A 25695-nucleotide genomic window follows, 5' to 3' on the forward strand; every position below is an offset into this window, starting at 1 on the left:
AGTATAATGTGGGTGAATAATAGATTCGAAAAGAGGGGAACGAATGTATGCCGACGATACTTGTTGCGGATGATGATGCGAACATTCGTGAACTTGTTTGCCTTTTTCTGCGCAAAGACGGGTTCACTACAATGGAGGCAGGAGATGGTAAAGAAGCATTAGCCATCTACGGCTCAACACCTATTGATCTTGTTGTACTAGATATTATGATGCCAACGATGGATGGCTGGACACTATGTAAGGAGCTCCGCAAAACGAATACGGATCTTCCTCTCCTGATGCTGACTGCAAGAGGGGAAACATGGGAAAAAGTGAAGGGCTTTGAGCTTGGAACGGATGATTATTTAACAAAGCCATTTGATCCGTTAGAGCTAACTGTACGTGTAAAGGCACTTTTGAAGCGCTACAGGATTGGCCATTCGCAGACCATTCAACTTGGTCAAGTCACGCTGGACCGTCAGACCTATAAAATAATGAGAGGTAAAGATGTTATTTCACTACCGCTCAAGGAATTTGAATTATTATATAAGCTTGCCGAAACACCTGGACAAGTCTATACAAGAGAACAACTCATCGATCAAATTTGGGGGATTGATTATGCGGGAGATAATCGAACCATCGATGTACATATTAAGCGCCTGCGTGAGCGCTTCAACACCATCACTGATTTTCATATCGACACAATAAGGGGTTTGGGCTATAGGCTTGAGGTTGAGGAATGATTAAATCTTTATATACACGCGTCGTTTTAATCTTTCTAGTTGCTGTCATTGGGGGAACGGTTATCTCTTTTTTCATGGCAACATGGGTATTTAAAGATAAATTAAATGAAAACTTACAAATTCCCTTATTAAATTTTGGACAAGACATGGTACAAATTTTTAACACATTGCCATATCATGAAGCCGATCGTTTTATACGTGATATGCATCAGCTTGAGTCCTATCATGTTCGCATTTATGAAGAAACAGGGCAGTTTACGGCTTACGGAAAGCTTCATGGCAATCAGTTAGCCCCTGTAACAATGGAACAAGTACAAGCTGTACTGGATGGAGAGGTCATTCAAGTAATTCCAAGTGGTATTTCATCCATACTTGTCGGCATACCTCTAACAACTGAAATGGGAACGAGAGCGATGTTTATCCAAACGATTGCTTTACCTTCAACCTCCTTTTCCATCAAGTTGATTCTAAATTTTGCTACTTATGCCCTTGTTATTGGAAGCGTTGTGTTTTTAGTTGCAGCGATGTTTTTAGTCAAGCCAATCAAAAAACTAACACAAGCCACTAAACATATTGCTGGTGGTGATTTCAATGTCGAATTAAATATTAAGCAATCAGGGGAGTTAGGTACGTTGGCTAAAAGCTTTGAAGATATGGCGGAGGAGTTACAGCAGCTAGAGCAAATGAGGAGAGATTTTGTATCGAATGTGTCCCATGAGGTGCAGTCTCCACTTACCTCCATTTCTGGTTACGCATTGGCACTGAAACAAGTTGATGTAACGGATGACGAGAAAAACCGTTATCTTGATATCATCATTTCGGAGGCCAATCGAATGTCTAAGATGAGTGATAGCCTTTTAAAGCTGAGCTTACTAGAATCAAAGACACAGCCAATGCATCTCGATACGTTCAGTCTAGATGAACAAATTAGACGTGTCATTGTCTCCCTCCAGCCTCAATGGTCCTCTCGCAATATTGATTTTGAGCTCCAGTTGAAGGCTGTTCGCCTCATGGCTGATTACGATCAATTACATCAGGTATGGACAAATATTCTTACGAATAGTATTAAATTTTCAAGTCCTAATGATACGATTGAGATCAGCATGAAGCAAAGTGCAAATCATGTGATAGTCCGAATAACGGATAGAGGCATTGGGATTTCTTTAGAGGATCAGCAACGTATATTCGAACGGTTTTTCAAGGCCGATCGTTCCCATAGTCACAAGTATGAAGGAAGTGGGATGGGGCTTGCTATCGTGAAGCAAATCGTTTTACTACATCGAGGAGAAATTGAAGTCGAGAGTGAGCTTGGGCATGGAACGACAATGATTGTCAAATTACCTATTACCTTAAATTAAAGAGAGCATGTTACGACTCCTATACAGATGTCGTAACATTTTTTTGTTGTTCATCTTGTGTTCATATTGTCGTCATTCGGAAGACATCTCTCTCCTTTATAGTTGCACTAACAGCTCAAAAGTAGCTGGAATAATCGTAGTAAAGGAGGAGGCACGAGTAAAGGTGAATCCCTCTCGTGCATCAAACATGAAAAAATTTATGCGTGTTTTACTGAAATCAATGGCAGTCCTAGGTATATCCATTGTGGGGCTACTTGTCATTGTTTTTACAATAAACATTATTTGCAACAAGATAGAGCAAGGAAAAATAGAACCTTATGGTCAGCTCGTCTCCGTGAATGGGGAAAAAATGAATGTCACCATTCAAGGTAAGGGTGCTGAAACCATCGTATTACTACCAGGCTTCGGTACTGCAGCACCAACGCTCGACTTTAAGCCATTGATAGATGAACTAGCTCCCTATTATAAAATCGTTTCAATAGAGCCCTTTGGCTATGGCTTAAGTGAGGATACAGCTAAAGAACGAAGCACAGAGAATATTGTTAGTGAAATCCATGAAGCTTTACAGGAGTTAAAGATTGATCGGTATATGCTAATGGGACATTCGATAGCAGGCATCTATGGACTCGATTATGTTAATAAATATCCGAATGAGGTAACTGGATTTGTCGGGATTGATAGCAGTGTCCCTACACAGGGTGGTATGGACACGAAGTTTCCAATTAAGTCGTTACAGCTGCTAAAAAAATCAGGGATTGCAAGAATTCTTATAAAATTTTCAGATGATCCCTATGCAGGTCTTCCGTATGATGACGACACAAAAGAGCAAATTAGGATGATTACACTCAAAAACTTTTATAATACAAGCACTTCAAATGAATTAGAGCATATTAGCAAAAATTTCACGGCAGCCAAAACTCTTACATTCCCTAAAGATTTACCTCTTCTCTTATTTGTCCAAGCGAAAAGTGGTGGAGTTGAAAAGAACTGGATACCGCTGCATGAAGAACAAGTCAAACATTCCGTATACGGCAAAGTAATCACACTGGATGGGGATCATTACTTACACCATACAAAATCGGAGGAAATCGCAGACAACGTCAGATCGTTTATGCAAAATAAATAATCCATAGTATCTTACCTCTTTGCTTTTGGAGGTAAGATTTTTTAATACTATCCTCTTCCTTACGAAATCTTATAAAATCTTTCAATTGAGTTGTAATCCATACTTCGATGAGCATTGAAATACTTCCTGATTATAATGTACGTAGAACAATTATTCTATCAGGTAAGGAGCTATTGGATGAAAAATTATCAATTTATTGCTTTATTAGTAGTAACGACCTTTTTAATGGGTTCATCATTTGCCATTGTTAAATTAGGCTTACCGTATGCCTCGCCTTTATTATTAGCTGCACTTCGCTTTATATTGGCTGGTATAATCATGGCTATCGTTGTTATCATCTTGAAGAGACCTCATCCTATTACAAGGAGGGAGTGGTTCAAGTTATGCATGATCGGGCTCTTTCAAACAGCAGGTGTGATGGGGTGTATTTTTTTAAGTCTCCGCACCATTACGGCAAGTGAGTCTTCAATTTTAACATTTACAAACCCATTACTAGTTGTAATTTTTGCCACCATTTTCATGAAAGTGTCCTACCGTTTCTATCAATGGATCGGGGTTTTGTTTGGCTTAATCGGGGTGATGATTACGATGGGGGCACAAGTTGAATTGAAAGTAGGCATCCTTTTTGGCTTGCTATCAGCTGTTTTTTGGGCTACTGCCACCTTGTTAGTGAAAAAATGGGGCGTGTTATTTGATACGTGGGTTTTATCTGCTTATCAGATGCTATTTGGAGGCTTACTCTTATTACTAGGAAGCGCATTGTTAGAACAGCCATTTTTTATTGTGAATCCACAATCGTTATTGATTCTGTTGTGGCTTAGTATTTTTTCCTCGATCATACAATTTGCAGGGTGGTATTATCTTCTGCAAAATAGTGATCCAGGAAAAACAAGTGCCTATTTATTTTTAGCTCCTTTTTTTGGCGTATTAACAGGCTGGGTGTTATTGGAAGAACCGTTAAAACCATCACTAATGGTTGGCGGCTTATTCATCATCATGGGCATTTATTTAGTAAACCGAACTTTTAGTGGAGAAAGGGCTAGGAGATAACTCCGTGCCCTTTCCTAATTTACAAATCTAAATGAAAGACCTCTTTAAAGCCTATTTTCCCTTTCTCCGTCACTTTAATGGCGCGAATAGAGGGAACTCGTAAAAGCCAACCAAGGTTGAAAAATTGATTTAATAGCTCACAGCCTAGTGCACCAGCTAAATGATAACGCCGTTCACTCCAATCTAAACAGGCATGAGAAAAGGATCGTCGTTTTCTCTTTAAAGCAGTTAAATCGATTCCGAATGTCGTAAAAAATAATATGCCCTCATCTGTCAGGACAAATTGTTTACCCTCCAATGTAAGATAGCCTGCCTTCAGCATCGATTCCGTTAATTGGACACCCAATTTACCAGCAAGGTGATCATAGCAAGTTCTAGCATCCTGTAATAACTTGATTTGGCTCGATTGCTTTAATGAACGTACTTCAGGTGGTGGAGAGATGGCTAGGAATGACTCTAAAAATTGAGCAATGTCCTCACCAGCCAATTGAAAATAACGATGACGACCCTGTTTTTCAACTTTTATCAGCTTTCCTTCTACTAATTTAGCAAGATGAAAGCTAGCAGTTTGTGGTTTGATGGCAGCCATATATGCTAGTTCACTAGCCGTATGAAAACGACCGTCCATCATACTAGCAAGTATGGTTGCCCTTGACGTTTCACCAAGAAGTGCCGCTATTTCTGCCATGTTTGGATTAATTCCCATTCTGTCACAATCCTTTCAGTGTCCTATATTTAGATTTTAGTCAAAGTCATTATGGTTTACAATAAAAGTAATAGAGGAGGAGAAATAAATGGAAACATATTATGCAGTGATTTTTACATCGCAAAGAACTGAGCAAGATGGGGATGGCTATGGAAAGATGGCTGACCTAATCGAAGCCTTAGCACAGCAACAGCCTGGTTTCATTCGTGTTGAAAGTGTTAGAAATGAGGAAGGAAAGGGCATAACGGTGTCTTATTGGGAATCGCTAGAGGCTATCCAAGCATGGAAAGACAATGCCAAGCATTTAACAGCACAACAATTGGGTAAAGACAAATGGTACACAAACTATAAAGTGGAAATCTGCCAAATGATAAAAGATTATTCATTTGCCAAATAGCAAGTGAGAAGGAGGCTTATTTTTTATGACGATTGTGGAAGAATGGCACGAACTAAGACAAAAATTTAATCCTTCCAATCCGATAACCATTAATCAAATGCATATTTTTAAAGATCAATTAAAGCAGGTTCAACAAACAGAAGAAACATTAAGGATATTAGTAGAGGTCTACTGTTTACTTAGGATGTATCCTGAGGCATATCAGTTATTTACTGTCATTATGAATAAAGACGATAAAAAGGATCGAAAAAAGTATGGCGTTCTCCAGACCTACATAGATAAACCAAATTCGGTGAATCCTCTGCTGCCAAGAAAAATTAGAGACCATCAGCAGCTTAAAACGAAAATTCCAACGTTTAAATATCTACCAAACCCTCTAGAGGCTGAAATTTTTGAAACAGATGAAATCGTTGTATGTGATTGTTGCGAGCAAGAAGTGGATGTCTATTATACTGGTGGTATTTATGCAATTGAGGAAGTAGATTACCTTTGTCCTTCCTGCATCCATAGTGGGGAAGCAGCTCAAAAATATGATGGTTCTTTCCAGCAAGACTTAATGGATGATGAACAGGTTACGAACCCCAAGTATGCTGAGGAAGTACTCTTTCGGACGCCTGGCTATGTAAGCTGGCAGGGCAATAATTGGGTGGCACATTGCTCTGACTATTGTGCGTTTATCGGCTATGTTGGTTGGCGTGATTTAGTAGAGCTAGGAATTGAGGATCAATTTGATAATTATACCGGCTTTTCAAAAGAAGAACTTTCTGCATCCTTAATGAACAATGGTCATCATCAAGGCTATTTATTTCAATGCTTGGAATGTGACCGTTATGTGCTTTATTCAGATTTTAGTTAGTCGTTGTTTGAGGGGGGTAGAGAAGTGGAACAATTTCTACAACGATATATCTATTCATGGCGTTTAAATGGTTGGCTTATCCACGATATTTTTTTCTGCATCGTGCTAGGTACGGGACTTCTACTAATTTTGTTTATCGTCATGAAACGAAAACGACTCGTTATTTCTAGCATTTTGCTCATTGCCTTTTTATTCGTCAGTAATCTATTAATGATTGTTTTTGGCTTAGCGGGGAGAGGCTTTCCCATCAAATCCGATTCGCCGATTTATACAGATGATTCACAAAGCATTGCTGTTCAAATGGTGCAAGGCTCAGAAAATAATGGGACATCGAATGGAATTACGCATTTAATCGCACACCATCTCCTAGTAGCTGTAAATTTACAAACAGGTGAAAAGCAATGGACAAAATCAGCTTCCTATAAAGAAACACTGCTTGGGGAATTTATGGGGGGTGTTCTTGTCCATCATCGTGATGATGAGTTTGGTCAATTATCCTTGGTAGATATGGAAACAGGCAAAGAACTACTTTCTAAAAAAGATTTTCGAACGCAACATCCGTCATTAATATCGATATTGAGCAATAATGCACATCAAATGGCTGTCCTAGAGAACCATTTATATTTGGAAGGGGTCGATGGCAAATTCTATCGCTTTGATGGTAAAACATTAAGTGAGGATGCGAAGGCTCAAGATTACCTATCTGCCCGTTTTTTCATCGAGACAGAATTGCCGGGCTATTTTGCTACACATCCACAGCCTGTAGAGGATTATCAGACCATCCGCGATTTTAGTCAAGCTGTCCTAACCGAGCCAGCCATTCAAGCCTATGAAAATTTACAACCAAAAGTGGTGGATGTAGATATCATAGAAAAAACGGCTCTTGTTTCATATAGGCAAACACAGCGAGAAAGTGCTGAACACATGTTATTGCTCTATGATATGAACAAACATCAGGTATTGTGGGAACGCAATATTGGCATCATTAATTCCCAACAACAACAGCCCACTGTTCGGACATTAGAGAATAGCTACGTCATTCAAGCTGGTGATAGATTACTGGTATTGGACAAAAAAATGAATAAGAGGTCTGTTCACTATCATCTACGTTGGAATCGTCCTATTGATGAGTGAAATCTATTGGAAAAATCGTTCTTTTTTTGATTCGCCAAAAAAGGAGTATAATTTAATAGGAAGAAACTCTTTTTAAAAGGACGGCGTGCAAATATGAATGAACAATTAGTAGATTGGATTATACGCTTTCAAAGGGATAAGGATATTGAAGCACTGGCCCATTTAAAAGATTATTGTTATGAGATGCTCGAACCTTTGATGGAAGAATTTACGATGAAGTATGGCGAAGAAGCAGGCGAGTTATTACGCCTAAAGTGGGATAAACGATTTTATTTTATATTTACAAAATATCAAGTGAATGTAGGACTACCTCTAGAGACATTTGTAAAAAATACGTATCGTTTTTATTTCATGCAGGTGTTACAAAAGGCTGGTTATAAGTAATAGAAAAAACCCTTGATTTGCGTAAAAACAAATCAAGGGTTTTAAATTATTTATAGAGTAGATCTTCTGCTAAATGAGTAAACACTTCACCGATTATCGACACTTCATCATAGACCGAGGAACCTGTATTTTCCTCAGGTTGAGCAAAAGGAATTTGAGCGATTACATCTGTCTGTAATAAATCTGCTAATTGTTCGGCTCCGCCTTGTCCAAATAGATAGTTTTTTTGACCGTCAGCACCTTCAAAATAGGCCATGTTTTCAACAACACCAAGAATCCTGTGTTTCGTATGTTGCGCCATCAAGCCTGCACGAGATGCAACATGAGAAGCGGCAAGATGCGGTGTTGTCACGATGATTTCTTGGGCTTGTGGAATCATCGCAGCCATATCAATTGCAACATCTCCTGTACCAGGTGGTAAATCGATGAGGAGGTAATCTAAATCTCCCCATAGCGTGTTGACAAGGAAATTGCGAATCCACTTATTGAGCATAGGACCACGCCACATAACAGGCTGGTTGTCATTTGTAAAAAAGCCCATCGACATTATTTTTACGCCGTTACGTTCTACTGGAATCGCCGTTTGATCAAGCATGGTAGGCTTTTGATCAATCTTCATCATGGCAGGGATGCTGAAACCATAAATATCAGCATCTAAAATACCTACACGTTTGCCAAGACGAGCAAGTGCAACCGCTAAATTAATGGTCACCGTAGACTTTCCAACACCGCCTTTACCACTTGTAATGGCAATGAATTGAACACCAGAATTAGGCAGTAGCATGTTTGGCATTCCTTGATCAGTCACATTCTTTGCCTGTAGAGAGGCGGTTAAAGTGCGACGCTCCTGATCTGTCATAGCGCCAAAGCTAATGGTAACAGTGGAGGCACCAAGCGCTTGTAAGGCCTCCTCCACATCTTGCTGTATTTTCGCCTTTAACGGACATCCTGGTATGGTCAAAATAATATCCAGCGCTATATGGTTGTCATGTATTTGAATGTTTCGCACCATCTTCAAATCTACAATACTCTGATGTAGCTCAGGATCATTTACCTGTTTCAATGCGTTTACAACATTTTCTTTTGTTAACATTTAGGAACCACCTTATTCTTTTAAGCCTTTGCCGAGTCCCTTTAAGAAATGAACCCCAAAATTGAGCGCACGATTGACATCTGGATCGTTTATCATTTTCATGAGCTTAAAGGCACTGACCTTTTCATTAGATTCAAGTGCTTTACTTGCTTCATCTACGCCTGTATTTAAGCCTTCAATCAGCTTAGTCGTTGTTTCAGGATTGAGCTCCGTCAATGCTCCCGCAACACCCATTAAATTGTTAATGATATTGGTTACAGGCTTACGTGTTAATTGTCCAAGTGCAATATGTGCCACTTCCTCTTTGGCTTCAAGTAGCTTCATTGCTGCTTCTAGTGCACCGATATCATTTAATTCGGCCATAATACTAAACACCTGATTGACGGCTTCTTCATTTTCAGAAAGCAGTTCTTTTAGATTATCTAATTTTTGTTCTTTTAGTTGTTCTTCTGTTAATTGTTGTTTTTTAATGCCTGTAATGGGTACAGCCATGCTCTCACTCTCTTTCGTTTATGGTTGTTAAGTGAACGTAGCCAGGACGATTCCATTTTCGTTGTACCTCAACACCATTTTGAGGATGACGCTTTTTATAGCGTGGGTTTGTGCGAGGAAGTGGTGATTTACCTTTTGCTTTTAGCACTTCTACTCGTACTTTTGTTTGTTTATAAGCTGGTGTTGACGTATTCACATCTGCTGCAGGGCCAGTTAGGAAGTTGATGGCTGAATCTTTGCTAACAGAGTTCATTGGTAAGAATAATTCGTTTCCTTGTACGCGATCTGTAACAAGAGCATTTAGCTTCAAGGCACCATATGGAGACACTAAACGAAGTAGGGCTCCATCTGCAATGCCTCGTTCTTTCGCCAATTCTGGTGATACTTCAACGAAAATTTCAGGTACTTTCGATTGAATACCTTTCGATTTATTTGTTAGATTTCCTTCATGGAAGTGTTCAAGCATACGGCCATTATTAATATGACAATCGTATTGTGCTTCAAACTCAACAGGCTGCACCCAATCATTTAAAGCAAAACGAGCTTTCTTATCAGGGAAGTTAAAGCCATCTTCATATAATAATGGTGTATCTTTACCATCATGGCTACCCCAACAGAAGCTTCCCCAGCCTTCAAGAACATCATAGTTGGCTTGTGAGAAGAGGGGAGACAGGCTCGCCATTTCATCAAAAATGTCGCTTGGGTGATCATAATGCCAATCTGCCCCTAAACGATGAGCAACCGCTTGCAATATTTCCCAATCTGCTTTCGACTCACCAAGTGTTGGTAATACTTGATACAGGCGTTGAACGCGACGTTCTGTATTCGTAAATGTACCTTCTTTTTCAAGCGAAGGCGCAGCAGGTAAAATCACATCTGCATATTGTGCTGTGCGTGATAGGAAACAATCTTGGACAACGAAAAAGTCAAGCTGTGAAAGCACCTCATCTACATGGTTGGCATTACAGTCAACAAGTGCCATATCTTCGCCCACTAAATACATCGCTTTCATTTTTCCTTCCATGATCGCATCTAACATTTGCATATTATTTCGACCAGGCTGTGGTTGAATAGGGACACCATAGGCTTTTTCGAATTTTGCACGTGCCTCGTCATCTGTGACTCTTTGATAGCCTGGCAATAGATTTGGAAGTGTCCCCATATCGCAGGCACCTTGCACATTGTTATGGCCGCGAAGTGGGTAGGCACCAGCACCTGGACGACGATAGTTCCCAGTTGCTAAAAGTAAATTTGAAATCGCTGCGGATGTATAGGAGCCACCAGTATTTTGTGTTACACCCATGCCCCAAAGAACACATGTACCATCTGCATCACGAATCATTTCAGCTACTTCCATCAATGTTTCCTTACTAATACCAGTCATTTCTTGTGCATAATCAAGTGTATAGGTTGCAAGTACTTGTTTAAAATCATCATAATGAAGGACGTTTTCTTGAATAAACGCTTCATCATGCCAACCTTGATCAATGATATATTTGGTAACAGCCATTAACCAAACTTGGTCAGTACCTTGCTTTGGACGCATAAAGATGTCGGAACGCTCTGCCATTTCATGCTTACGAATATCAGCAACAATTAATTTCTGACCATGTAATTTATGTGCACGTTTCACACGTGTTGCTAAAACAGGATGGCCCTCAGCTGGATTAGCCCCAACAATAATGACAAGTCCAGCCTTAGCAATATCTTTTATCGTACCAGCATCTCCTCCCATGCCAACTGTACGTAATAAACCATCAGTTGCAGGAGATTGGCAATAACGAGAACAATTATCGACATCGTTTGTGCCAAATAATTGACGGGCCATTTTTTGAATTAAGTAATTCTCTTCATTTGTAATTTTAGAAGAGGAGATAAAGCCAACAGATCCTGGACCATATTGTTGTTGAATGCCACCTAGTTTTGTTGCAATTAAATCAAGTGCTTCATCCCACGATGATTCCACAAACTCATTATTTTTACGAATGAGTGGTTTTGTAATACGTTCCTCAGAATTGATAAAATCCCAGCCGAATTTCCCTTTGACACATGTAGAAATCGCATTTACTGGACCATCGGAAGGCTGTACTTTTAAAATTTTACGACCCTTTGTCCAAACTTCGAACGAGCAGCCTACACCACAGAAAGTACATACTGTTTTTGTTTTTTTGGTGCGCTTACTACGCATGGCTGCTTCCACTTCAGAAACGGCAAAAATACCGCTATAGCCTGGTTCAACTTCCTTAATCAAACTGATCATCGGATCTAACATATCCTGTTTGAGGCCAGTCATAAATCCAGCCTCTCCAAGCATGGATTTTTCCATTAAGGCATTACATGGACATACGGTTACGCATTGACCACAACTTACACAGGAAGAATCATTGATAGCAACGCCCGTATCCCAAATGACACGTGGTCTTTCTGCTTCCCAATCAAGGGACAATGTTTCATTTACCTGTAGATTCTGACAAACCTCTACGCACTGACCACAAGCGATACATTGGTTAGGATCGTATCGATAAAACGGATGTGACATGTCTACTTCATGAGGTTCCACTTTTGGCTGGTAGGGATATTTTTGATGCTCGATTTCCATCATTTCGGCAGTGTTGTGTAAAGCACAATTGCCATTGTTGTTATCACAAACTGTACAATACAGTAAATGATTTTCGAGTAGACGGTCCATCGCTTCTGTTTGTGCCGCTTTTGCTTTGTCAGAAGTTAGGAGTACATTCATGCCGTCTACTGCCTTTGTAGAGCAGGAACGAACTAATTGGCCATTCACTTCTACGATACATGTATCACATGTTTCAATGGGGTCAACAGCGGGCACATGACAAATCTGTGGATGCGGAATGTCATGTTGATTAATGGTATCAAGGATTGTAGCTCCTTCTTTTACTTCATACGGTACGCCATTAATATTAATTTGAGTCAAGGTAACTTCCTCCTTTTGCACTTTGAGACGAATCGGATAACATGGTACAGCTTAAGACAAAAGGGAATAACAAATCGAGTTGGTGATTGTTGAAAAGATTGTCTTGTTATCATTGTAATTCCCAATGGTTCTTGAAGCTACCTCAAAATAGGTAAATTGCTAGATCATAACATGTTATCCATGTCTCGGTTTTGAAAAAATAAAAAATCCACCATGAAATTACATGTCCGAGACATGCTAATAATTCATGGTGGATAAAATTCTTAGCAGGTCTTGCTAAAAACTCAATCTACTTTTATTTTTTAATTACAATAGAATTCAACTATTAAAAACACTATGCAACATCGTAACATAGGGTTCAAAATAAATTAATTCCATTTGTGATATGAATATTATAGCCCTTTCCTTCAAAATGAACAATATTTATCATAAAATTTATTAAATGAGAATTATTATCAAAAAGTATTTTCTCTTTTATTTTTTTAAAAGTTGCTATATCATTAACAAACTGTAAGGGTGGCCTACATAACCATTTGCCTAAAAAAGTTTAATTATGATGGGAGAATCGTTGCTATGTCTAAAAAAATCCACGAATTTAATGACATGATTCGAAAGTTAAGAAAGGAAGTATTTGGTAAAGGTCCTGAACGTATTCATACTGTTTTTGTCGAGAATATGGCTGTATCTACCTTATACGGAAATATCACTCCGACAGAAAAATTTATTGCCAGTACACCAGAAGGGCTGAAAATGGTGCATGCTGCAAGGACGAGTATGATTCAAGATTTATATAGACAATCGCCACCAGAGGGTATGGAAGAATTGATGGGCAGCAAATTACTTCACTTATTTTCAGATATTAAAATTGAAGAGGATTTTGCGATTTCCGTCTTTGTTTTTGAAAAGCATATCAGTGAATAAAGGGGATGCCTTATGGATCGAGCAATGACAAGAAAAATTGTGCGTGTTGAAGGACAACGAGTGACAGAAATGGTTGATTTAATTGTTTCAGAATACGCTGTTACCGTAAAAATTAATCAGCAGGAATTTGTCACGATGGTCTGTACACCCGAGTATGTAGAAGATATGGTTATTGGCTACTTAGCTTCTGAACGAGTGATTCGTAGTTTTGAGGATATTGAGGAAATTTGGCACCAAGAGAAAGAGGGTTTTGTGCATATTAAAACAAAGCATATTAATCCTTATTACCAACAGACGCAAAACAAGCGCTATATTACGTCTTGCTGTGGGATGAGTCGACAAGGCTTTGTGTTTACGAACGATGCATTAGTAGCAAAAAAAATGGATCAAGTCCATGTGCAAATAACGACCGAAGATTGCTTCCGTTTAATGCATGCGATGCAGGATAGTGCCGATATTTTTAAGAAAACGGGTGGCGTGCATAATGCTGCACTATGTGATGTAAATGGCATCGTCCTAAGTCGCATGGATATTGGACGTCATAATGCTTTGGATAAAATTTACGGCTATTGCCTACGCAACAACATCCGTATGGAAGATAAAATTATCGTCTTTAGCGGACGAATATCATCGGAGATTTTACTAAAGGTTTCCAAAATAGGCTGTGCCATCGTGCTATCTAAATCAGCACCCACAGAATTAGCATTGCAATTAGCAGAGCAGCTTGGTATTACGACGGTTGGCTTTATTCGGCAACAGACATTGAATATTTATACACACCCACAACGCATCCTATTACCAGCTAATGAATTGAAAGAAGGAGATTAGATGACGAATCTACAAGACCAATTACACAGACCGTTAAGAGATTTAAGAATATCCGTGACAGATCGTTGTAATTTTCGCTGTCGATATTGTATGCCAGCAGAAGTATTTGGTCCAGATTACGCATTTTTACCGTCTGATAAAATATTAAGTTTTGATGAAATTGAACGATTAGTAAAAATCTTTGTTTCATTGGGCGTGAAAAAAATACGGATTACAGGTGGGGAACCCTTACTACGTCGTGATTTGCCCGAATTAATTGCCCGTATTCACCGCATAAAAGGTGTAGAAGATATTGCTTTAACAACCAATGGCTCGTTATTAAAAAAATACGCTCACTCATTGGCACAGGCAGGCTTAGCCCGAGTTTCTGTTAGTTTAGACTCGCTTGATGATGAGCGTTTTATCGAGATGAATGGTCATAGAGGCAAGGTATTGCCAGTGTTAGAGGGAATTGAAAAGGCTGCAGAAGCGGGCTTACAAGTAAAAATTAATATGGTTGTTCAAAAAGGGAAAAACGAACAAGATATTGTTACCATGGCGCAGTTTTTTAAAGAAAAACAGCATATTCTACGCTTTATTGAATATATGGATGTAGGGAATTCGAACGGCTGGCGTTTGGATGATGTGGTGTCCAAAAAAGAGATTATTGAGCAAATCCATCGGTTCACGCCGTTACAACCAGTAGCGCCCAATTATAAAGGAGAGGTGGCAACGCGTTATCAGTATCAAGATGCTCAAGGTGAGATTGGTGTAATTTCATCTGTAACGGATTCATTTTGCTCCAATTGCTCACGTGCTCGTCTCTCTGCAGAAGGTTCATTATACACTTGTTTATTTGCAACAGAAGGCACGGATTTAAGGGAATTGTTACGTTCAGGGCAAGATGATGCTGCCATCATCAAGTGCATTACGAACGTTTGGGAAGCAAGAAATGATCGTTATTCAGATGAACGCAATGAACAAACGATGGCAAAAAGGAAAACGTCAAAAATTGAAATGTCTCATATTGGGGGGTAGCGTGTAAAAAACAGAAAAAAATCGGCACAATAATGCCGAATTTTTTCTGTTTATTTATGCACAAAAGTGCCACTTTTCCCACCTGTTTTTTCAACAAGGTAAGTTTCTTTGATGACCATCGTCTTATCAACGGCTTTGCACATATCATAAAAAGTTAGTGCTGCGACAGACACAGCAGTGAGAGCTTCCATTTCAACACCCGTTTTTCCACTGCATTTAACAGTGGCTTGAATATGGAGCTCATAGCCATTCTCTGCTTTTTCATAGTCAAACTGGAAATCCGTACCCTGTAGCATGATGGGATGGCACATGGGAATGATATCAGCTGTTTTTTTAGCTCCCATAATCCCTGCAATTTGCGCAACTTGCGTCGGATCACCTTTTTTAATGCCACCTTGTTGGATGGCTTCATAGACCGCATCGGATAAAAGAATCGTACTGCGCGCAATGGCTGTACGTGTTGTGATTTCTTTTGCGGAGATATCGACCATTTTAGGACGACCTTCTTCGTTCCAGTGTGTAAAATTATTCATTATTAAACTCCTTTTTACTTGTTTGTGACCAGTCTTGTTGTGCGTTGATATTGATAAATGTTGAGCTATCGTCATCAAAAGGGACATAACAAACACGAAGTTGCTCTAAAAGCACTTTCATACTCCGTTTGTTTTGTGCCGTTAATTGTGTCGCCTTTGGTAAAGCAGTACGTCGATATAATGCAGCTAATGGCTGATCGCGTAGCCCTTGCGTCGGAACAATGGCATCATAAGTGTCACCAATCAAACCTACCATTTTTTGGATAAATTCTGCATTCATATAAGGCATATCGCTTGCTACGACAAAAAACCATTCCACATCAGGATAGGCTGTCATGATATGATGCAAAGCAAAAAGAGGGCCTTGATGTGGCTGCTTTTCAATAACCCACTGGACATTTTCCTGTCCAAACTGATGTTGTAAGTGCGCATTTGTAGCGATAATAAGAGGATCCAGCTGATTTTTTTGCAGGGCTATGAGACTATGTTTATATAATGGCTGTCCAGCAAACATCTCAAACATTTTTGGCTGTCCATAGCGAGAGGATTGACCGCCAGCTAACACTATACCTGCAATTTTCATACGCGCTTCAACTCACCGACAAAATGTTGGACTGTAGGTACTATGAGCTTCGTCATAGCTAAAGTCACCGCATTTGTAGAGCCTGGTAAAACATAAATGGCTGTTTGCTGAAGACTTCCAGCGGTGGCACGACTAAACATCGCCTTTGGGCCAATTTCTTCATAGCTGAGCATTCGAAATAATTCACCAAACCCCATCATTTCTTTTTCAAACAGAGGCAGAATGGTGTCATAGGTTTGGTCTCTTGGTGTAAATCCTGTTCCACCAGTAACGATAATGGCATTAATTGTTGGATCGCTGCACCAATTTTTAACATAATGAGCGATATCGAGCGGTTCATCCTTTGTTAGTTGGTAGTCTATAACTTCAAATGCAGCTTCCTGTAGTAAGGACTGAATACGCTGACCAGCATGATCATCTGCCTTTGTGCGTGTATCACTGACCGTTAAAATGGCAACTTGAATTGGTTGCTGCTGATGTGTGGGATGCACAGTAAGACCTCCTTCAAATGCGCTTTTGCTAAAAAAACATTGCTTTTATTATAATGCTATAAATAAAAAGGTCAAACGAAAATTCATAGAAAGAAAGGCCACATACGTATGCAAAATAGATATTCTAGACAACAATTATTTCACCCTATCGGACAAACTGGGCAACAATCCCTTCAGCAAAAACACGTCCTTATGATAGGTGCGGGGGCATTGGGGAGTGCTAGTGCAGAAGCGCTTGTGCGAGCAGGTATTGGCAGGCTGACGCTCATTGATCGTGATTATGTAGAGTGGAGTAATTTACAAAGACAGCAATTATATACAGAGCTAGATGCACAAGAAAAAATGCCCAAAGTTATCGCAGCTAAAAAGCGTCTCCAACAAATAAACACAGAGGTAGAAATTCATGTCGGCATTATGGATGCTTGTACAGAGACCTTGCTACCATTACTAGAAGATGTTGATGTGATGGTCGATGCGACCGATAATTTTGATGTTCGTTTTGTCATGAATGACCTTGCGCAAAAATATCGTATTCCTTGGGTATATGGCTCTTGTGTTGGTAGTTATGGTGCGACTTACACGGTTGTACCAGGTAAAACGCCTTGTTTGCATTGCTTATTAAAGGTGATGCCCCATACAGGGATGACTTGTGATACCGTTGGCATTATTAGTCCAGCAGTTCAAATTGTTGCTGCTTATCAGGTGGCAGAGGTTTTCAAGCTGCTTGTTGGAGATGACAAAGCCTTACGAAAAAGCTACTTAACGTTTGATGTTTGGCACAATCAACACTATGAAATCAATGTGGAGAAAATAAGGCAAGGTGATTGTCCATCTTGTGGCGACAAGCCGACCTATCCTTACCTATCCTATGAAAATCAAACGAAATTACAGATCCTTTGTGGCCGAGACGCGGTACAAATTCGACCACCAAAGCCCATTTACTATTCGCTTGATCAGCTGGCAAATCAGCTCCGTTCCCACGGAGAAGTCCAGGTTAATCCTTATTTGCTATCTTGCCAAGCGGACGATTACCGAATCGTTATTTTCCAAGATGGGCGAGTTGTGATACATGGTATACAAGATATACAGAAAGCCAAAAGCATTTATTATCGTTTATTAGGTTAAGGGAGTGTACCAAATGGTAGAAAAAAGACAACCAATTCCTGTGGCAGAAGCCGTTCATCGTGTAATGGACTATGCCTTTCAAGCAAAAAAGGAGCATGTGTCATTAACGCAAGCACATGGACGCTTTATAGCACAAGCTATTAGAGCCGATCATGATGTACCTGCTTTTGATCGTTCACCGTATGATGGCTATGCCATTCGTTCCGTCGATAGCCAAGAGGCATCTTCACAGCATCCAGTCCGCTTTCAAGTCGTTGGAGAAATTGGCGCAGGCTATGTCTATGAAGACGTAGTTGGCGATTATCAAGCAGTCCGCATTATGACCGGGGCGCCGATACCGCAAGGATGTGATGCAGTGGTCATGCTAGAATTAACCCAAACATTCGAAGAAAATCATCAAAAGTATATGTCGATTAAACGACCTTTTGAAGCAGGTACTAATATTTCCTATAAAGGGGAAGATGTACAGCAAGGTGCAGTCCTCATTGAACAAGGCCAATATATTAACCCGGGTGTGATGGCCTTACTTGCTACTTTTGGCTACGAGCAAGTACCTGTTTATCGTAAAACAGTTATTGGTGTGCTTGCCACTGGTAGCGAATTACTAGAGCCAGGTGAAGCTTTACAGCCAGGCAAAATTCGCAATAGTAATGCCTATATGATGATGGCGCAAATTGAGCGTGCTGGGGCAGAAGTGAAATATTTCGGCAAGTTGAGCGATGATCTTACATTATGTATTGAAAACGTAGAAAAAGCCTTACAGGAAGTAGATATTTTAATTACAACGGGTGGCGTTTCCGTAGGTGATTATGATTATTTACCAGCTATTTATGAGGCGATTGATGCAAAGGTATTGTTTAATAAAATAGCGATGCGTCCAGGTAGTGTGACAACGGTTGCTGCTCGCAACGACAAATTATTATTTGGTCTTTCTGGTAATCCTTCAGCCTGCTATGTTGGCTTTGAGCTATTTGTACGTCCGATTATACGTTCTGCATATGGGCATACTCAACCACATTTACGCAGAGAGCAAGCTATTTTAGGGGCTGATTTTACAAAGCCCAATCCCTTTACACGCTTTGTACGAGCTCGTATCGAATATGAAAAAGGGAAGCTCGTAACTGTCCCATCTGGGTTCGATAAATCGAGTGCAGTTTCATCTTTAGCGACAGCCAATGCATTCATTGTTTTACCAGGTGGCTCTAGAGGCTATGAAAAGGGTATGCAAGTGGATGTCCTTTTGCTAGAAGATCTACAAGGAAGTGAGTGGCCTTGGGACAATATCGAAAAATCTTACAGATAGTTGGCTATCAAAATAGTGGGAAAACAACATTGATGGAGCAATTGATCAGGCAGGCTACAATGGAAGGGCTAAGGGTAGGAACCATTAAGCATCATGGACATGGTGGAGTACCGACGATCGAAACTTCCAAAGATAGTAGTCGGCATGAGCAAGCAGGTGCGGTTGTTACAGCAGTGGAGGGGGCGGGTACTTTACGTATGAGTATCCACCAAAATAGCTGGCAATTGGCTGATATACTAGCGATTTATGAGTCCCTTCCACTGGATATCATGCTAATTGAAGGGTATAAAAATGAACATTATCCGAAGGTTGTGCTGCTGCGCACTGCACAGGATCAAGTACTACTACAGCAAGTAACCAATATCCTCTGTGTGATTTATTGGCCAAGCTGTCCGCTTGATCTATCCCTTGCAATCCCTGCTTTTTCGATTTATGAAGAATCACAATATATGGAATTTTTGTTGACAGAAATGAGGGGAAAACTATGACGACAGCGTTATTTGAAGTTATCGATCAACCAATAGATGTGGAGGAAGTAAGACAAAAAGTCCTTAGTCGAAATGCTGGAGCCATCACATTATTCATCGGTACAGTGCGTGAAATGACAAATGGTAAAAAAACGATGCATTTGGAATATCAAGCCTATCCAGCGATGGCGATTAAAATGTTTGAACAGATTGCAAAGGAAATACAAGAAGAGTGGCCAGAAGCAAAAGTGGCCATCACCCATCGTGTCGGTCATTTAGCTATTTCCGATATTGCCGTAGTGATTGCTGTGTCATCACCGCATCGTAAAATAGCTTACATGGCGAATGAATATGCAATTGATCGCATAAAACAAATCGTGCCCATATGGAAAAAAGAACATTGGGAGGACGGGACAGAGTGGATTGGTGATCAATTAGAAAATGTTCCCTATCCGCAAGGGAAACCAGCCATTCAGGAGGAGGAAAACCTGTGATTAACATTTTATTATTTGCCCACCTACAGGAAGCACTAGGTGAATCAAAGCTATCAGTAGAGCTGTCAGATGTGACAGTTGCGCAGTTAAAAGAGTGGATGGAAAAGCGCTACCCTCAGCTTTCATTACAACAGATCATGACAGCGGTTAATGAAGAATTTGCAACGGATACGACGATTGTCAAATCTGGCGACACAATCGCCTTTATTCCACCGATCAGTGGGGGATAAGCAAAAAGAGGTAGTTGGCTTGAGCCAACTACCTCTTTTATACTTTCAGGATATGGATACTAAGAAGTAAAAGGAAGGAAATGGCGATCATACACAGAACCCATGTCCAGGCAAGGGTCATGTTTCCAGAATCGATGGCCATATATATTGCTAGCGGTGTTGTTTGTGTTTTCCCTGGAATATTTCCCGCAAACATAAGTGTCGCTCCAAACTCACCCAAAGCTCGTGTGAAGCTTAGAATCCCACCAGAAACAAGTGCCTTTAATGCAAGGGGAATGGACACGTAAAGAAAGACCTGCCATTCATTCGCTCCATCCACACGTGCTGCATTTTCAATATCTCGATCGACAGAGGCAAAGCCAGTTTTAGCTGATTGATACATTAATGGAAAGGCAACGATTGTAGAAGCGATGACGGCCGCCCACCATGTGAACATGATAGGTTGATCGAATAGCCAGATAATGAAATTTCCTAACATACTATTTTTCCCGAAAATGACGATAAGTAGGAAACCGACTACTGTAGGAGGTAATACCAATGGTAATAGCAATACCGTTTCTAGCACTAGTTTACCTTTGAAATCATGGGTTGCCATCCATTTACCCATTAAAATACCTGCTATAATAGCGATGATCCCTGCAACAAAAGCAATTTCGATCGAAAGCCTAAGTGGAGACCAAAAATCGGTACTCATCTTTTATTGAGCCCCTTTAAATCCATACTTTTCAAAGACATCCATAGCTTCATCACTTTGTAAGAAGTGATAAAAATCCTCCGCCTCTTGTGCATGTTTACTAGCTTTTAGAACACCTACAGGATAAATAATCGGTGCGTGCATAGCATCATCGGCAGTTGCCACGACATTGACCTTATCAGAGACAAGGGCATCTGTTTTATAGACCATACCCGCATCCACATTTTCTGTTTCTGTATAAGTAAGTACTTGACGTACATCTTTTGTATACACTACTTTTGATTCGAGTGAATCCCACAGTTGCATATTTTTTAATGTGTCCACACCATACTGCCCAGCAGGAACCGTTTCGGGCGTACCGAGTGCAATTTTTCCTGCTTGTTGTAAATCTTCAAAGGATTGAATTTGCTTTTCATTGCTTTTAGGCACGATTAATACTAAATCATTGGCTAAAAGATCCGTTCCTAGCTTTTGATCGATCATTTCTTTCTCTACAAGCGCATCAAATTTATCCTTTGCTGCTGAAAAGAAAAGGTCTGCAGGAGCCCCTTGTAAAATTTGTTGCTGTAAAGCACCTGAACCTCCAAAGTTATAGAGGATTTTGATTGTATCGTGTTGTTGTTCATAAGTTGTTTTCAGTTCTTCTAAGGCATCCTGTAGACTAGCTGCCGCAGAAATTGTTAGTTCAACTGGTTCGTTTGTTGCCGCCTCTTGGTTACCACAGGCTGCTAATAGTCCGACTAGTACTAACATTGTCGCAAATAAACGATAATATTTTTTCACGATGAGTATACTCCTTTTATAACTCGTTATAACAAGACATAACTAATTATAATCAGATATAAATAAAAAAGAAAGTTAGTAAGGGTAGAAAATGTCAAGATGTTCATAAGGCTATAAATACGTTACCATGTAAAATAGAGGCTTATAGGAGGAGAACTTTTACATGTCACAAGAACAATCCTATACGATTGAAGAGGTTGCACAATTATTAAAGGTTTCAAAATTAACAATTTATGATTTAGTGAAAAAGGGTGATTTGCCAGTTTTCCGCGTAGGACGGCAAATGCGGGTAGATCGTGCTGACTTGCAAACCTATATACAAAAACGAAAAACAGGTAGTATGCCAGCTGTGGCACAGGCTTCCATAGCCACTCCGACTAAAAATCATGCGAAAATTATAGTGAGTGGGCAAGATTTAGTATTAGATATTTTAGCAAAATATATCGAGAAACGACGATCTACGAAAGTATTACGCTCACATGAAGGTAGTTTTAATGGTGTAATGGCGTTGTATCACGGAGACTGTGATATTGCGAGTTTACATATGTTTGATGGGGATACAGGAGATTATAATACTCCTTATGTAAAAAAAATCTTTGTCAGCCATGCCTTTGTTCTCATCAATGTTGTATCACGTAAAGCAGGTTTCTATGTTCAAAAGGGGAATCCGCTGGAGATACGCACATTTGAAGATTTCCAAACAAAGACATTCACATTCATCAACCGTGAGAAAGGCTCAGGTGCTCGTACTCTGTTAGATGAGCAATTGCGCATTCACGGTATCGCTCCATCCACGATTGCAGGCTATACCCATGAAGAAATGAGCCACCTCGATGTCGCCTCTGCAGTTGCCAATGGACGTGCAGATGTTGGGATTGGCATTGAAAAAATTGCCAAGCTTATTCAGGTCGATTTTATACCAATGGTCACTGAACGTTACGATATTGTGTTATTAAAAACACCAGAAAATCAACCGCTCATCGATATGGTGAAGGAGATTTTAAATACACCTGATTTCCAATCTGAAGTAGCTGCATTAGGAGATTATGACATCTCTTTAATGGGCCAAGTCATGTATGAAACGCTATAATCAAAAATTCATATTGAGTTTAATAAAAAAATCAATTACAATTCTAACTAGGAAATTTTATGGTCGTTGTGTCAATTAGTATGGCACAGCAGCTATATTCTTTTATGATACATGGTGAGATGGATAAATTAGTAGGTACTACTGCTAGGATATTAGCCCACCATAAAATAGCTTGCGTACTCAATGCGCAACTATTTTATGGTGGGCTTTTTTGTATAGTAAAAAGGAGATGGATGATGTGACATGGTCAGTATTACATATCATTGGCATTATTGCCTACGCCATTAGTGGAGCATTTGTTGCGTTACAGGCCAACTATTCTTTTATTGGCATATTTGTGCTTGGTCTGACAACGTCTTATGGTGGTTCCATTATCCGCAATGTTGTACTGGATATCCCTGTGTCAGATATATGGGAACGGCAATCCTTATTAGTCGTTTTAGTCACGCTGACGACCATTTTATTTGTCAAAAGGAACTGGATTCATCATTGGAACCGCTGGGGCTATTTCTTTGATTCAATTGGCCTAGCTTCTTTCGCAATACAAGGCGGATTGTTAGCAAAAAGCTTACATCACGACCTAGGTATCATTATTATAGCGTCGATGTTTACTGGTGTTGGTGGAGGGATGGTTCGAGATTTGTTAGCTGGTAGAACACCGCTTGCATTAAGAGAAGAAATCCATGCTGTCCTAACATTTGTATGTGCCCTTTGTATATGGTTAGGGTGAGACAGCCCGCTTGAATTGTCAGTCATTGTTATTTTTATAGTAGTGATTCGCATGTTATCTGTGAATAATAAATTAAAATGGAAGCCTCCTTTTAAACATTCCTATAAGAATGCAGAGGAAAAATAGGTTGATTGTCGAAATAGGTGAAGGTAGTTTTAATTCGAAAAAAGGAGGGGGAAAATGGCAATAGAACATTTACGTGAGTGGTTACTATCCTCAAATAATACAGTGATTCTAACAGGAGCGGGCATGTCAACGGAAAGTGGAGTTCCTGATTTCCGTTCAGCATCTGGTTGGTGGAAACAAATGGATCCAAGAACTGTCGCGACAACGGAAGCATTAACAGATCATTACTCATTATTTCATGAATTTTATAAAACACGTATTGAAAACCTAGAAAAGGTGGCTCCCCATGAGGGACATCATATATTAGCTGATTGGGAACGAAGAGGTTTAGTGTCTCTAATCGCTACTCAAAATGTGGATGGTTTTCACCAATTGGCAGGAAGTCAATCCGTCGAGGAGTTACATGGTTCGATCCGGTCTATTCGTTGTCATCGTTGCCAGCAGGCGGCTGTCATGGCAAGCTTCTTGAATAAGGCTAGTTGCGCCCATTGTGGTGGGAAACTTCGTCCAAATGTTGTGCTCTTCGGAGAAAGCCTACCACAAGCAAGCTGGCACTGTTCAATGGAGGCAATTAAAACAGCTGAACTTGTCCTTGTCATTGGAACGAGTCTTGAGGTATATCCCGTCAACCAACTACCTATGATGACAACAGGAAAAACCGTGTATATTAATATGGATATGTCACAGCAGACAACCCCATTTGATCTGACAGTGAGGGGAAAAATAAAAGAAGTGTTGCAAAAACTTCAAATTTAAAAAAGGCGCCCTTGCAATTTCAAGTGGCGCCTAAAACATTTGAGGTAGAAATTCCCTCATGAATCGTTGATTTTTTCTTAACCATATCTTCAAAATCATGCGATGTGTTAACAGTTTATGCCTTTTATTTGGTCTCGCCTTTGCTTCTATGAGGCTCTGTAAAAGAATACAAGTTTCAGTTGCAAAAGCTTGAGGTTCAACGAGAACATCCAGCTTGTAATTAATTAACTGGGCTGTCTGAACCTTGGCAAGTAATTGCGCAAATTGTGTATTCATGGTAGCGTAATTTTCCTCTAATTCTAGGTCAATCAATGCATAGAGCGTTTGCTCTATTTCAACTTCTAATTCCTCCAATAACTCTTTTGACGGCTGTGTCACTAGTTCACCCTCTTTTATACGACTAGATAACCAATAGCTGCACAAAGTACGCCAATTAGCAAGGTACTGGCAATATAGCTTATGGCTTGTCTCCATTTTTGTTGTTCTATAAGCTGTAGACATTCAAATCCAAAAGTAGAAAAAGTTGTGTAGGCTCCTAAAAAACCTATGCCCATTAATTGCCATAACCAATCACTAAGATGTAGGGCAAATAAGAAACCAAGCGCAAAGGAGCCTGTACAATTAATAATAAAAGTCGCCCATGGATAGGGATGTACAAGTAATTTTCCTAAATAAAATCTAGAAAGAGCGCCAAAAAATCCACCAATTCCGACTAAAATCATGTAATACGCCCCCTAGCAAGTCGTATTCCCAGCCATGTGCAAGCTAATCCACCTAAAACACTCATCGTAACATAGAGTACAGCCTGTAGCCACTCGCTATTTTCTAGGAGTAATAGTGTCTCTAAGGAAAATGTCGAAAAGGTAGTAAAAGCTCCACAAAACCCTGTACCTATTCCTAGTATAATAGGTGTGCGTTTTATAAAAGAAGTAAAAAGCCATGCTAAGCAAAAGCAGCCCAGTAAATTAATAAACAGTGTTGTGAATGGAAATATTTCTGTATTGGGAACGGCGAGACTCAGACTATATCGACAGATGGCACCAAGAATTCCACCAACTCCCACGGCTAGAAATGACCTCAACATAAAAACCCCTTACTGAAAATGACTATAATGAAAGTGTATCATGAGACAAAAATTTTAGAAATATTTCAATTCAAGTTATGTCCCAAAATCGATTGTTGAAATGTATATAGTGTATAGAAAGTTATAGATGCGCATGAAATAATATTTCGAAATATTATATGTGGAAAATGAAATATCTTTT

At 39.8% G+C, this 25695-nt stretch carries 31 protein-coding genes; 19 read left to right on the forward strand and 12 right to left on the reverse strand.

Annotated elements, in window-relative coordinates:
- Nucleotides 1-47: 47 nt before the first annotated feature.
- The 4 genes from HXV90_RS02310 (at nucleotide 48) to HXV90_RS02325 (ending at nucleotide 4256) form a co-directional block, all read left to right on the forward strand.
- Complete coding sequence (locus HXV90_RS02310) at nucleotides 48-722, forward strand: response regulator transcription factor (RefSeq protein ID WP_112118421.1); 675 nt, start codon at nucleotides 48-50, stop codon at nucleotides 720-722.
- Complete coding sequence (locus HXV90_RS02315; protein WP_054550443.1) at nucleotides 719-2080, forward strand: sensor histidine kinase; 1362 nt, start codon at nucleotides 719-721, stop codon at nucleotides 2078-2080. Before HXV90_RS02310 ends, HXV90_RS02315 begins: the two co-directional genes overlap by 4 nt.
- A 163-nt stretch (nucleotides 2081-2243) precedes the next feature.
- Nucleotides 2244-3206: an alpha/beta hydrolase gene (locus HXV90_RS02320; RefSeq protein WP_081011037.1), complete on the forward strand. Its 963-nt coding sequence runs from the start codon at nucleotides 2244-2246 to the stop codon at nucleotides 3204-3206.
- A 177-nt stretch (nucleotides 3207-3383) separates the two neighbouring features.
- Complete coding sequence (locus HXV90_RS02325) at nucleotides 3384-4256, forward strand: DMT family transporter (protein WP_115673326.1); 873 nt, start codon at nucleotides 3384-3386, stop codon at nucleotides 4254-4256.
- Nucleotides 4257-4275: 19 nt separating this feature from the next.
- Here the strand turns inward: HXV90_RS02325 and HXV90_RS02330 are convergent, their stop codons facing one another.
- Nucleotides 4276-4962, reverse strand: coding sequence for an ArsR/SmtB family transcription factor (locus tag HXV90_RS02330; protein ID WP_066037762.1), 687 nt, complete (start codon nucleotides 4960-4962; stop codon nucleotides 4276-4278).
- Between the two features lie 88 nt (nucleotides 4963-5050).
- On the opposite strand from HXV90_RS02330, the gene HXV90_RS02335 reads away from it, so the two are divergent.
- From HXV90_RS02335 to HXV90_RS02350, 4 genes are all read left to right on the forward strand, one after another.
- Nucleotides 5051-5359 carry an antibiotic biosynthesis monooxygenase family protein gene (locus HXV90_RS02335; RefSeq protein ID WP_048392433.1) on the forward strand — a complete coding sequence of 103 codons (309 nt, stop codon included), beginning with the start codon at nucleotides 5051-5053 and terminating at the stop codon, nucleotides 5357-5359.
- 25 nt (nucleotides 5360-5384) lie between these two features.
- Nucleotides 5385-6215 (forward strand): CbrC family protein, encoded by an 831-nt coding sequence (locus tag HXV90_RS02340; RefSeq protein WP_269898266.1) that lies wholly within the window; start codon nucleotides 5385-5387, stop codon nucleotides 6213-6215.
- A 24-nt stretch (nucleotides 6216-6239) separates the two neighbouring features.
- The gene (locus HXV90_RS02345; RefSeq protein ID WP_269898267.1) at nucleotides 6240-7349 is read left to right on the forward strand and encodes a PA2928 family protein; all 1110 of its coding nucleotides are present in this window, start codon (nucleotides 6240-6242) and stop codon (nucleotides 7347-7349) included.
- Between the two features lie 93 nt (nucleotides 7350-7442).
- Complete coding sequence (locus HXV90_RS02350; RefSeq protein WP_066037759.1) at nucleotides 7443-7733, forward strand: hypothetical protein; 291 nt, start codon at nucleotides 7443-7445, stop codon at nucleotides 7731-7733.
- A 46-nt stretch (nucleotides 7734-7779) separates the two neighbouring features.
- On the opposite strand, the gene HXV90_RS02355 is transcribed toward HXV90_RS02350, so the two are convergent.
- Genes HXV90_RS02355 through fdhF form a run of 3 tightly spaced genes read right to left on the reverse strand, consistent with a single transcriptional unit; the run spans nucleotide 7780 to nucleotide 12259 of the window.
- Nucleotides 7780-8826, reverse strand: a complete 1047-nt coding sequence (locus HXV90_RS02355) for an Mrp/NBP35 family ATP-binding protein (protein ID WP_269898268.1) — start codon at nucleotides 8824-8826, stop codon at nucleotides 7780-7782.
- 12 nt (nucleotides 8827-8838) lie between these two features.
- Nucleotides 8839-9318: a helical membrane plugin domain-containing protein gene (locus HXV90_RS02360; protein ID WP_048392447.1), complete on the reverse strand. Its 480-nt coding sequence runs from the start codon at nucleotides 9316-9318 to the stop codon at nucleotides 8839-8841.
- Between the two features lie 4 nt (nucleotides 9319-9322).
- Nucleotides 9323-12259 (reverse strand): formate dehydrogenase subunit alpha, encoded by a 2937-nt coding sequence (gene fdhF / locus HXV90_RS02365; protein ID WP_269898269.1) that lies wholly within the window; start codon nucleotides 12257-12259, stop codon nucleotides 9323-9325.
- A 573-nt stretch (nucleotides 12260-12832) separates the two neighbouring features.
- On the opposite strand from fdhF, the gene HXV90_RS02370 reads away from it, so the two are divergent.
- The 3 genes from HXV90_RS02370 to moaA are packed head-to-tail and all read left to right on the forward strand — an operon-like array spanning nucleotide 12833 to nucleotide 15025.
- Complete coding sequence (locus HXV90_RS02370) at nucleotides 12833-13180, forward strand: Na-translocating system protein MpsC family protein (RefSeq protein WP_004230595.1); 348 nt, start codon at nucleotides 12833-12835, stop codon at nucleotides 13178-13180.
- A 12-nt stretch (nucleotides 13181-13192) separates the two neighbouring features.
- Complete coding sequence (gene fdhD, locus HXV90_RS02375) at nucleotides 13193-14008, forward strand: formate dehydrogenase accessory sulfurtransferase FdhD (protein WP_004230594.1); 816 nt, start codon at nucleotides 13193-13195, stop codon at nucleotides 14006-14008.
- Nucleotides 14009-15025 (forward strand): GTP 3',8-cyclase MoaA, encoded by a 1017-nt coding sequence (moaA, locus tag HXV90_RS02380; RefSeq protein ID WP_112118434.1) that lies wholly within the window; start codon nucleotides 14009-14011, stop codon nucleotides 15023-15025.
- A gap of 50 nt (nucleotides 15026-15075) precedes the next feature.
- Here moaA and moaC read toward each other — a convergent pair whose 3' ends face one another.
- The 3 genes from moaC to HXV90_RS02395 are packed head-to-tail and all read right to left on the reverse strand — an operon-like array spanning nucleotide 15076 to nucleotide 16632.
- Nucleotides 15076-15558, reverse strand: coding sequence for a cyclic pyranopterin monophosphate synthase MoaC (gene moaC / locus HXV90_RS02385; protein ID WP_048392450.1), 483 nt, complete (start codon nucleotides 15556-15558; stop codon nucleotides 15076-15078).
- A complete protein-coding gene (gene mobA / locus HXV90_RS02390) occupies nucleotides 15551-16141 on the reverse strand; it encodes a molybdenum cofactor guanylyltransferase (RefSeq protein ID WP_269898270.1) in 591 nt (196 codons plus the stop codon). Before mobA ends, moaC begins: the two co-directional genes overlap by 8 nt.
- On the reverse strand, nucleotides 16138-16632 hold the full coding sequence (locus tag HXV90_RS02395) for a MogA/MoaB family molybdenum cofactor biosynthesis protein (RefSeq protein ID WP_054550425.1): 495 nt from the start codon (nucleotides 16630-16632) through the stop codon (nucleotides 16138-16140). Before HXV90_RS02395 ends, mobA begins: the two co-directional genes overlap by 4 nt.
- Before the next feature lie 108 nt (nucleotides 16633-16740).
- On the opposite strand from HXV90_RS02395, the gene HXV90_RS02400 reads away from it, so the two are divergent.
- The 5 genes from HXV90_RS02400 to moaD are packed head-to-tail and all read left to right on the forward strand — an operon-like array spanning nucleotide 16741 to nucleotide 20251.
- Nucleotides 16741-17757 carry a thiazole biosynthesis adenylyltransferase ThiF gene (locus tag HXV90_RS02400; RefSeq protein ID WP_269898271.1) on the forward strand — a complete coding sequence of 339 codons (1017 nt, stop codon included), beginning with the start codon at nucleotides 16741-16743 and terminating at the stop codon, nucleotides 17755-17757.
- 13 nt (nucleotides 17758-17770) lie between these two features.
- The gene (locus HXV90_RS02405; protein WP_269898272.1) at nucleotides 17771-19060 is read left to right on the forward strand and encodes a molybdopterin molybdotransferase MoeA; all 1290 of its coding nucleotides are present in this window, start codon (nucleotides 17771-17773) and stop codon (nucleotides 19058-19060) included.
- The gene (gene mobB, locus HXV90_RS02410) at nucleotides 19030-19548 is read left to right on the forward strand and encodes a molybdopterin-guanine dinucleotide biosynthesis protein B (RefSeq protein ID WP_112118438.1); all 519 of its coding nucleotides are present in this window, start codon (nucleotides 19030-19032) and stop codon (nucleotides 19546-19548) included. The genes HXV90_RS02405 and mobB overlap by 31 nt, the downstream gene beginning before the upstream one ends.
- The gene (locus HXV90_RS02415) at nucleotides 19545-20021 is read left to right on the forward strand and encodes a molybdenum cofactor biosynthesis protein MoaE (protein ID WP_048392456.1); all 477 of its coding nucleotides are present in this window, start codon (nucleotides 19545-19547) and stop codon (nucleotides 20019-20021) included. The genes mobB and HXV90_RS02415 overlap by 4 nt, the downstream gene beginning before the upstream one ends.
- Nucleotides 20018-20251, forward strand: a complete 234-nt coding sequence (moaD, locus tag HXV90_RS02420; RefSeq protein WP_004230585.1) for a molybdopterin converting factor subunit 1 — start codon at nucleotides 20018-20020, stop codon at nucleotides 20249-20251. The genes HXV90_RS02415 and moaD overlap by 4 nt, the downstream gene beginning before the upstream one ends.
- Nucleotides 20252-20288: 37 nt before the next feature.
- Here moaD and modB read toward each other — a convergent pair whose 3' ends face one another.
- On the reverse strand, nucleotides 20289-20945 hold the full coding sequence (gene modB / locus HXV90_RS02425) for a molybdate ABC transporter permease subunit (protein WP_259951145.1): 657 nt from the start codon (nucleotides 20943-20945) through the stop codon (nucleotides 20289-20291).
- Between the two features lie 3 nt (nucleotides 20946-20948).
- Nucleotides 20949-21728, reverse strand: a complete 780-nt coding sequence (modA, locus tag HXV90_RS02430; protein ID WP_259951144.1) for a molybdate ABC transporter substrate-binding protein — start codon at nucleotides 21726-21728, stop codon at nucleotides 20949-20951.
- A gap of 163 nt (nucleotides 21729-21891) precedes the next feature.
- Between modA and HXV90_RS02435 the strand changes: the two genes are divergently transcribed.
- From HXV90_RS02435 to HXV90_RS02445, 3 genes are all read left to right on the forward strand, one after another.
- Complete coding sequence (locus HXV90_RS02435; protein WP_004230582.1) at nucleotides 21892-22818, forward strand: substrate-binding domain-containing protein; 927 nt, start codon at nucleotides 21892-21894, stop codon at nucleotides 22816-22818.
- 238 nt (nucleotides 22819-23056) lie between these two features.
- Nucleotides 23057-23548, forward strand: coding sequence for a trimeric intracellular cation channel family protein (locus tag HXV90_RS02440; protein WP_269898273.1), 492 nt, complete (start codon nucleotides 23057-23059; stop codon nucleotides 23546-23548).
- Nucleotides 23549-23728: 180 nt separating this feature from the next.
- Nucleotides 23729-24430 (forward strand): SIR2 family NAD-dependent protein deacylase, encoded by a 702-nt coding sequence (locus HXV90_RS02445; RefSeq protein ID WP_259951143.1) that lies wholly within the window; start codon nucleotides 23729-23731, stop codon nucleotides 24428-24430.
- A 30-nt stretch (nucleotides 24431-24460) separates the two neighbouring features.
- On the opposite strand, the gene HXV90_RS02450 is transcribed toward HXV90_RS02445, so the two are convergent.
- The 3 genes from HXV90_RS02450 to crcB (HXV90_RS02460) are packed head-to-tail and all read right to left on the reverse strand — an operon-like array spanning nucleotide 24461 to nucleotide 25514.
- Complete coding sequence (locus HXV90_RS02450) at nucleotides 24461-24808, reverse strand: hypothetical protein (protein WP_048392463.1); 348 nt, start codon at nucleotides 24806-24808, stop codon at nucleotides 24461-24463.
- A gap of 14 nt (nucleotides 24809-24822) precedes the next feature.
- A complete protein-coding gene (gene crcB, locus HXV90_RS02455) occupies nucleotides 24823-25152 on the reverse strand; it encodes a fluoride efflux transporter CrcB (protein ID WP_054550415.1) in 330 nt (109 codons plus the stop codon).
- Nucleotides 25149-25514: a fluoride efflux transporter CrcB gene (crcB, locus tag HXV90_RS02460; RefSeq protein WP_269898274.1), complete on the reverse strand. Its 366-nt coding sequence runs from the start codon at nucleotides 25512-25514 to the stop codon at nucleotides 25149-25151. The genes crcB (HXV90_RS02455) and crcB (HXV90_RS02460) overlap by 4 nt, the downstream gene beginning before the upstream one ends.
- Nucleotides 25515-25695: the final 181 nt, after the last annotated feature.

Origin of the sequence: Lysinibacillus sp. JK80, from assembly GCF_027557635.1 — a bacterium.
Lineage (GTDB): Bacteria > Bacillota > Bacilli > Bacillales_A > Planococcaceae > Lysinibacillus > Lysinibacillus capsici.